Origin of the sequence: Aeromicrobium sp. CnD17-E (assembly GCF_024124745.1) — a bacterium.
GTDB lineage: Bacteria > Actinomycetota > Actinomycetes > Propionibacteriales > Nocardioidaceae > Aeromicrobium.
This window is the reverse complement of sequence record NZ_JAMXRU010000125.1, coordinates 1-8,134: the sequence shown is the minus strand read 5'-3', so window position 1 is coordinate 8,134 and position 8,134 is coordinate 1. Positions and strand designations below refer to the sequence as shown.

Annotated in this window: 8 protein-coding genes and 1 pseudogene; 3 read left to right on the top strand and 6 right to left on the bottom strand. The window is 71.4% G+C overall.

Annotated features, from left to right (window positions below; all coding sequences use genetic code 11):
* Positions 1-245, bottom strand: a pseudogene (locus tag NH339_RS16265) (hypothetical protein); the annotation flags it as partial.
* 155 nt (positions 246-400) lie between these two features.
* On the opposite strand from NH339_RS16265, the gene NH339_RS16260 reads away from it, so the two are divergent.
* The gene (locus NH339_RS16260; RefSeq protein WP_253027066.1) at positions 401-655 is read left to right on the top strand and encodes a helix-turn-helix domain-containing protein; all 255 of its coding nucleotides are present in this window, start codon (positions 401-403) and stop codon (positions 653-655) included.
* A 37-nt stretch (positions 656-692) separates the two neighbouring features.
* Here NH339_RS16260 and NH339_RS16255 read toward each other — a convergent pair whose 3' ends face one another.
* Entirely contained in the window at positions 693-1,190 is a 498-nt protein-coding gene (locus tag NH339_RS16255; RefSeq protein ID WP_253027065.1) for a hypothetical protein, read from the bottom strand.
* 115 nt (positions 1,191-1,305) lie between these two features.
* Here NH339_RS16255 and NH339_RS16250 point away from each other — a divergent pair, with 115 nt between their 5' ends.
* Positions 1,306-1,929: a LysM peptidoglycan-binding domain-containing protein gene (locus NH339_RS16250; protein ID WP_253027064.1), complete on the top strand. Its 624-nt coding sequence runs from the start codon at positions 1,306-1,308 to the stop codon at positions 1,927-1,929.
* Positions 1,926-2,414, top strand: coding sequence for an Rv3235 family protein (locus NH339_RS16245; protein ID WP_253027063.1), 489 nt, complete (start codon positions 1,926-1,928; stop codon positions 2,412-2,414). The genes NH339_RS16250 and NH339_RS16245 overlap by 4 nt, the downstream gene beginning before the upstream one ends.
* A gap of 72 nt (positions 2,415-2,486) precedes the next feature.
* On the opposite strand, the gene secA is transcribed toward NH339_RS16245, so the two are convergent.
* From secA to hpf, 4 genes are all read right to left on the bottom strand, one after another.
* Positions 2,487-5,192, bottom strand: a complete 2,706-nt coding sequence (secA, locus tag NH339_RS16240; protein ID WP_253027068.1) for a preprotein translocase subunit SecA — start codon at positions 5,190-5,192, stop codon at positions 2,487-2,489.
* 100 nt (positions 5,193-5,292) lie between these two features.
* Positions 5,293-6,498, bottom strand: a complete 1,206-nt coding sequence (locus tag NH339_RS16235; RefSeq protein WP_374208338.1) for a winged helix-turn-helix domain-containing protein — start codon at positions 6,496-6,498, stop codon at positions 5,293-5,295.
* Between the two features lie 79 nt (positions 6,499-6,577).
* Complete coding sequence (locus NH339_RS16230) at positions 6,578-7,243, bottom strand: response regulator transcription factor (protein ID WP_236749822.1); 666 nt, start codon at positions 7,241-7,243, stop codon at positions 6,578-6,580.
* A 32-nt stretch (positions 7,244-7,275) separates the two neighbouring features.
* On the bottom strand, positions 7,276-7,932 hold the full coding sequence (gene hpf, locus NH339_RS16225; protein ID WP_253027062.1) for a ribosome hibernation-promoting factor, HPF/YfiA family: 657 nt from the start codon (positions 7,930-7,932) through the stop codon (positions 7,276-7,278).
* Positions 7,933-8,134 lie beyond the last annotated feature (202 nt).

Here is an 8,134-nt window from a genome sequence, read left to right as displayed (position 1 = left end):
TCGACCCGGGCGCGGGTCTCGACCAGGTCGCCGCGCCGGACCGGGTCGCCCGCCTCCACGTCACGGCTCAGCGCCCAGTACGGCTGGGTGTCGTCGGCGGCGGCGACCACGGACGCGCCGAGCACCGTCGCGCCGAGCACGAGCAGCACCCCGAGGACCAGCCGCGGGTCCGTCCAGGGCTGCTGCCTCAGCCGCGCGGCGGGCCCTCCCCACGCCCCCGCCGGTACCGCTCCGGTCCTGCTCACGTCGCCACCTCGCCGTGGCCCCCGCCCGATCAGCATGGCCCGTTTCTACTGCGATGGCAGCGATGTCGTCCAGCATGGGGGTGTGGATCGGGACGCCCGTCCACAGCCCCGAGACCGTCACGGCCGGTGACACCAGGCCGTGGGACCATGGGCCCATGTCCGACGCGACTCCTCGGTTCCTCACCCTCGCCGACGTGGCCGAGGTGCTGAACGTGACGGTGCGCCAGGTGTACGCGCTCGTGCGCTCGGGCGAGCTCAAGGGCATCCAGATCGGCGGCCGGAACCAGTGGCGGGTCGAGAACGACCAGCTCGAGGACTACATCCGCCGCCAGTACGCCCGAGCCGAGCAGGCCGTCGCCGAGCTGTCGGACGCCGACCTCGCCGACCAGCCCGACGACGTCCCACGCTGACGCAGGCCGGCCCCGGCAGGCTCATCGGCCCAGCGGGTCATCGGTCCAGGGTGAAGACGGCCAGGGCCCGCAGGGGGACGAGCAGGTCACGCTCGGCGGTGCGCAGCACGACACCCCCGTCGACGACTCGTGCCACCTGCGCGCGCAGCGTCGCGCCGTCGGTCCGCACCACCCGGACCTCGTCGCCGTCGTCCCGCAGCCGTCGGAGCACGTGCGGCCAGCCCAGCCGGGCGTCGACCGTGGACGGCGCCGGGGCGCGTCCGTCGGTGCGCACCCCGGTGACCGCGTCGACCGCGACCACGTGCTCGACGCCGCCGGCGTCGAGGCGCACGAGCCGGTCGTTCGCGAACCCGACCTCCCCGACCAGCCGACCGGCGCCCAGCAGCTCCAGCTCCACGTGACCCCCGAGGAACGAGCGCCACGGCGTCCGTGACCACTCCTCGTCGCGGAGCTCGGCGACCAGCGCGTCGCGCTCGAGGAGGGCGTCGTCGTCGAGCGACGCCTCGAGCTCGGCGAAGAGACGCTCCCAGCGCATGCCAGCACCGTACCTCCGTCCCATCTCCGGCCTCACCTGTGCACGGGGCCTTGACCATGCCCGTCTAGCGACCTTCGATGTCATCAAACGTCGTCAAACGTCAGGAAAAGACATCATGCGTCTTCGATGGTCCGGTCACCTGTGCTGGCTCGTCTCCGTCCTGGTGCTCCTCGTCCGGGGGCCGTCGGTGGAGGGCACCCTCGCGCGACTGGAAGCAGCATCGTTCCCGACGGCCCTCACCTCCCTGCTCGAGCTCATCCTCCTCGCGGTCGCGGCATGGGCCGCCGGCGCGCTCGGCCTCGGTCTCGTCGGTGGCCGTGCGACGCTCGTCGCGGCGCGGCTGCTGCCCCGTGCCGTCCGGGGCGCGCTGGTGGCCGGCGTCGTCACCACGCTGTCGGTCGGCACTGCGCACGCCACTGCGTCGCCCTCCCCCGACCCAAGGCCCGCCGCGACGACGCTCGACGGCCTCGTGCTCCCCGACCGCCCCACCTCGGGGGTCCACGACGCTCCGCCGACGGGACCACCGACGCGACCGGCCCCCGACGCGGACACGGTGGTGGTGGCGCCGGGCGACTCGCTGTGGAGCATCGCCGCCTCGCACGCGGGACCCCGCGCGAGCGTCGCCGACGTCGCCTCGTCTACCGAGCGGTGGCACCGGGAGAACCGCGACGTGGTCGGCCCCGACCCGGACCTGCTCCAGCCAGGACAACGCCTCACGGCACCGCGGGAGTCGGCATGAGGACGTCGACGGAGCTGCGCTCGCCCGCCCGGTTCGTCACGGACGAGGACGCCCTGCCGGCGCAGCTCCCGCTGCCGCTGCCCGGCTCGCCCACCTCCGTCGTGCCGGTGCCGCAGACCCGTGACGGGGAGGAGCTCGCCCGGCAGCTGCGGGCACCGCTGGCCCGCTTCATGCAGGGCGTGACCGAGGTGCTGTGCGGCGGTCGGCCCGCGCGGCAGCTGTCGGCGTGGATGACGCCCGACGCGCACCGCGCCCTGGTGACGGCGCTCGTGCGGCAGGGTCGCGTCCCCACACGGCAGGACCGCCGCCCCGCGGGCGGTCGGCTCGCGTCGGTGCACCTGTCGGTCGTGAGCGAGCGGGCCGTCGAGGTCACGGGCCGCATGGTGCACCGAGGACGTTCGCACGCGATCGCCGTCCGCCTCGAGCTCGTCACGTCGCCGCGCGGCCGCCCGGTCTGGACGTGCACCGCGCTCGAGTGGGCCTGATCCGCCCGGACGAGACGATGAAGGGCCCGCACCGTGGAGACGGTGCGGGCCCTTCGACGCGGGCGGTGCCGGTCAGCGGTTGCGCTTGCGCGACTGGCGCGCCGCCTTCGACTTCTGCCGTGCCTTCGACTTCTGGTTGGCCTGACGCTGCTTGTCGCCGGCAGGCTCCTCGGTGTCGCTGTGCACCTCGACGTCACCGTCCTCCGAGGGCGCGGAGTAGGACAGCTTCTGCTCGCCCTTCGGCTCCAGGCCCTTGGCCTGCAGGTGCGGGTGCTCCTCGTCGTCGGTCGGGGTCTCCTCGACCTGGACGTCGAGGTTGAACAGGAAGCCGACGGACTCCTCGGCGATGCCGTCCATCATGGCGCTGAACAGCTCGTAGCCCTCGCGCTGGTACTCCACCAGCGGGTCGCGCTGGGAGTAGGCACGCAGGCCGATGCCCTCGCGCAGGTAGTCCATCTCGTAGAGGTGCTCGCGCCACTTGCGGTCGAGGACGCTAAGCACCACGCGACGCTCCAGCTCGCGGGTCACCGGGGCGCCGAGCTCCTCCTCGCGACGGTCGTACGCCGTGAGCGCGTCGGCGGTGATCGTCTCGACGAGCGACTCGCGCGAGAGCGCCTCACGGCCGCCCGCCTCGTCCTCGACCTCCTCGATCGTGAGCGACACCGGGTAGAGCGTCCGCAGCGCGGTCCACAGCTGCTCGAGGTCCCACTGCTCGGGGAAGCCCTCGGTGGCACCGTTCACGTAGCCCGTGACGGTGTCGGTGATCATCGTGCGCACCTGGTCCTCCAGGTCGGCGCCCTCGAGCACCTTGCGCCGCTCGCCGTAGATGACCTCGCGCTGACGGCTCATCACGTCGTCGTACTTGAGGATGTTCTTGCGGGTCTCGAAGTTCTGCGCCTCGACCTGCGTCTGGGCCGACGCGATGGCGTTGGTGACGCGCTTGTTCTCGATCGGCACGTCGTCCGGGATCTTCATCGTCTGCAGGACCCAGTTGACCCAGTCGGCCTTGAACAGGCGCATGAGGTCGTCCTCGAGCGACAGGTAGAAGCGGGTCTCGCCCGGGTCGCCCTGGCGTCCGGACCGGCCGCGCAGCTGGTTGTCGATGCGTCGGGACTCGTGCCGCTCGGTGCCGATGACGGCGAGGCCGCCGGCGGCCTGCACGGCCTCCTTCTCCTCGGCGACCTGCGCCTCGATGCGCTCCAGCGTGGCCGGCCAGGCGGCCGAGTACTCCTCGGCGTTCTCGAGCGGGTCGAGACCCTGCTTGCGCAGCTCGGCGTCGGCCAGGAACTCGACGCTGCCGCCGAGCATGATGTCGGTGCCTCGACCGGCCATGTTGGTGGCGACGGTGACGGCGCCGCGGTGACCGGCGACGGCGACGATCGCGGCCTCGCGCTCGTGCTGCTTGGCGTTGAGCACCTCGTGCGGGATGCCGCGCTTCTTCAGCAGCTTGGACAGCCGCTCGCTCTTCTCGACGCTCGTGGTGCCGACCAGGATCGGCTGGCCCGTGGCGTGGCGCTCCTCGATGTCGGCGACGACGGCATCGAACTTCGCGGCCTCCGTGCGGTAGACGAGGTCGGGCTGGTCGATGCGCGCGACCGGCTTGTTGGTCGGGATCGGGACGACGCCGAGCTTGTAGGTCTTGTCGAACTCGCTCGCCTCGGTCATGGCCGTACCGGTCATGCCGCCGAGCTTGTCGTACAGGCGGAAGTAGTTCTGCAGCGTGATCGTGGCGAGGGTCTGGTACTCCTCGCGGATGCGCACGCCCTCCTTGGCCTCGATCGCCTGGTGCAGGCCCTCGTTGTAGCGGCGGCCGTCGAGGATGCGTCCGGTGTGCTCGTCGACGATGATCACGTTGCCGTCGATGACGACGTAGTCCTTGTCGCGCTTGAACAGCTCCTTGGCCTTGATGGCGTTGTTGAGGAAGCTGATCAGCGGGGTGTTCACCGCGTCGTAGAGGTTGTCGATGCCGAGCTGGTCCTCGACCTTGTCGATGCCCTCCTCGGTGACGGAGACGGTGCGCTTCTTCTCGTCGACCTCGTAGTGGGTGTCGATCGTCATGGCGCCGACGATGCGCGCGAACTCGCCGTACCACTTGACCTCGTCCTCGGTGGGGCCCGAGATGATGAGCGGCGTGCGCGCCTCGTCGATGAGGATCGAGTCGACCTCGTCGACGATGGCGAAGTTGTGCCCGCGCTGGACGCAGGCCGCGATGTCGTCGGCCATGTTGTCGCGCAGGTAGTCGAAGCCGAACTCGTTGTTCGTGCCGTAGGTGATGTCGCACGCGTAGGCGTCGCGACGCTCCGGGGGCGTCATGTTCGGCAGGATCATGCCGACGCTGAGGCCGAGGTAGGTGTAGACGCGGCCCATCCACTCCGCGTGGTAGCGCGCCAGGTAGTCGTTGACGGTGATGACGTGCACGCCCTTGCCCGACAGCGCGTTGAGGTAGCTGGGCAGGGTCGCGACGAGGGTCTTGCCCTCACCGGTCTTCATCTCGGCGATGTTGCCGAGGTGCAGCGCGGCGCCGCCCTGGACCTGCACGTCGAAGTGACGCTGTCCGAGCACGCGGCTGGCCGCCTCGCGCACCGTCGCGAACGCCTCGGGCATGAGGTCGTCGAGGGTCTCGCCCTGGTCGAGCCGCTCCCGGAACTCGGCGGTCATGCCGCGGAGCTCGTCCTCGCTCATGGCGCGGAACTCGTCCTCGAGGGCGTTGACCTGCTTCGAGATCGCGGCGAGCTGACGAAGGATCTTGCCTTCGCCGGCGCGGAGGATCTTGTCGATGACCTTGGGCACGGTGGACGCACTCCTGAGTTGGTGAGACGGACCTCTCGCAGTGTATGCCGCGGGACCAGCACGGCGGGCACGGGTGGCGCGCCGACGGCTACACGACCGTGCGGACGTCCGCCGCGAGGTCGCCCCGCTCGCCGACCTCGACGGCGCCGAGGCCCAGCCAACGCGCCATGGTCCGCAGCTCCTCGGCCAGCTCGACCGCGGTGTCGGCCGGGGCGCCGGGCTCGGACCAGGCCCCGTGGACGACGAGCGTGCCGCGCGCACGGTCCGCCTTGAGGTCGACCCGCGCGACGATCGCGTCGCCGAGCAGGAAGGGCAGCACGTAGTAGCCGTACTCACGCTGCGCCTCGGGCACGTAGATCTCGATGCGGTAGCGGAAGCCGAAGAGGCGCTCGGTGCGCTCGCGCTCGAAGACGAGCGGGTCGAAGGGGCTGAGGAGCGTCCGGGCGCGGACCGCGCGCGGGCGCGTGGCCTCGTGGTGCAGCCACGCCGGGCGGTCCCAGCCCTGCACGTGCACGGGCAGCAGCACACCTGCGTCGGCGAGGTCCTCGACGGCGGCGCGGGTCGGCTCCGGCGCCGACCGGAAGTAGTCGCGCAGGCACGGGAGGGTCGCGACGCCGTGGGCGCGGGCCGCGTGCTCGACCATCACGCGGTGCGCCTCGGCCTCGTCGAGGGCGGGGCGCGCGAGGACGTCGGCCGGGATGACCCGTTCGGGGAGGTCGTACTCGCGCTCGAACTGCGCCGTGCGGCGCGCCGACGTCAGGCGTCCGCCGTGGAACAGGAACTCGAGGGCGTTCTTCGTGGCCGTCCAGTTCCAGCCCCAGTGCGAGCGGTCGCGCTCGCGCTCCTGCCCGAGCGCGGCGTCGACCTGGCGCGCGGTGAGCGGACCGTGCTCCGCGACGTGCGCCAGCACGGCCTCGACGAGCTCCGGCTGCTCGCGGGCGATGCGGTCGGGCCCGCCCCACAGCCCGCGCCGTGACGCCATGCGGTGCTGCATGGCGGGCCACAGGTCGACGTCGACGAACGTGGCCACGTGCGCCCAGTACTCGAACATGAGCCGCGGCGACCGGCCGGCCGCCCGGTGGAACAGCTCGAGGTCGTAGGGGCCGCACCGCGAGTACAGCGGGAGGTGGTGGGCCCGCTGGAGCACGTTGACCGAGTCGATCTGGAAGAAGCCGAGCCGGCGCAGCGTGCTGCGCAGGTGGGGTCGTCCGACGGCGGTCGGGCGTGCGCGGGTGAACCCCTGCGCGGCGAGCGCGACCCGACGGGCCTGCAGCGTGGTGAGACGTTCGGTCACGTCGAGCATCCTGCCGGGCGGCACCGACACCGGCGCCGCGGCCCTGCCTGGGACCCCAGGACGGGGCTCGGACCGCGGCTCAGACCGGGTCGTCGAGCAGGTTGCTGCGCACGGCGTACATGGCGGCCTCCATGCGCGACTTCATCTGCAGCTTCTCGAGCATGTTGCGGATGTGGTTCTTGACCGTGTTCTCGCTGATGAACAGCTCCTCGGCGATCTCGCGGTTGCTGAGCCCCTTGGCGACGAGCCGCAGGACCTGCAGCTCGCGGGCGGTCAGCTGCGCGGTGGCGGGAGCCGGGCTGCGCGACATCTGGACGAACTCGTCGAGGAGCTTCGTCGCCATGCTCGGGCTGATCAGCGACTGGCCGGCCGCGACGAGGCGGACGGCCTCGGCGACCTGGTCGTAGGTCGAGCCGTCCTTCAGCAGGTAGCCCGACGCACCGCTGCGGATCGACTCGTAGAGGTCGGACTCCTCGTCGCTCGCGGTGAGCATGATGATGCCCGTCGACGGCGAGATCGACTTGATGGTCTTGCAGACCTCCACGCCGGAGCGCCCCGGCATCCGCACGTCGAGGAGCACCACGTCGGCTGGTGTCTCCTCGACGGCCGCGATGGCCTGGTCGCCGTCACCGACCTCGACGAGCTCGAGGTCGGCATCGGCGCCCAGGACCATCGACACGCCGCGCCGGAAGAGCTCCTGGTCGTCGACGAGCAGCACGCGGATGCGGGGCGCCCGAGAAGTCACCCGTGCATCATGCCACGCACGAGCGGCATCCGTCAGGGGGCGACGTCGCCCGACAGGTCGCCGGACTCGTCGACGTCGAGGTGGATGACTCCGTAGTCGTAGCCCTTGCGGAGGTACACGACGCTGGGTCGCATCGAGTCCTTCTCGAGGAACAGGTAGAAGTCGTGACCGACGAGCTCCATCTCGTACAGCGCCTGCTCGAGGGTCATGGGGACACCCTGGTGCGTCTTCTCGCGCACCACGAGCGGGCAGTCGCCCTGCACCTGCACGCCGGCGATCGTGGTGGTCTCGACGTCGTTGTCGTCGCCGGACCCGTCGAGCAGGCCCGACGGCACCTCCGCGGGCATCTCCGCGATCGAGACGGGCCGGCGCTTGCCGTGGCTGATGCGCTTGCGGTCGGCGGCGCGCCGCAGCCGGGCCTCGAGCTTGTCGATGGCCGCGTCGAGCGCGGAGTGCTGGTCGGTCGAGCTGGCCTCGGCCCGGACCGCCGGGCCTCGTGACCGGAGGGTCATCTCCACGCGCGCGGCCTGCTCGTGCTGCCGCGGGTTCTTCTCGTGGGTGACCTCGACCTCGACACGGTTGATCTTCTGGCGCTGGTCGTACTTCTCGACCCGGTGCAGCTTCTCCTCGACGTGCTGGCGGAACCGGTCGGAGATCTCGCTGTTGCGGCCGTTGACGACGATTTCCATGGGGGCCTCCCTGCGCTCGGTCGTGCGTTGTCTACATGCCACCGAACTTAGACCGACCGGCGCGCGGACACCAGAGGAACACGGAGTTCCTCGACGACCTTCAGGAACCGGCCGCCGTCGGGGCGGGTCGCGCGGCGGCGACGGCAGCCCCGAGGACGCTGGTGCCGTCGGCCGCCAGCCCCCGCACCGCCTCGGCAAGGGT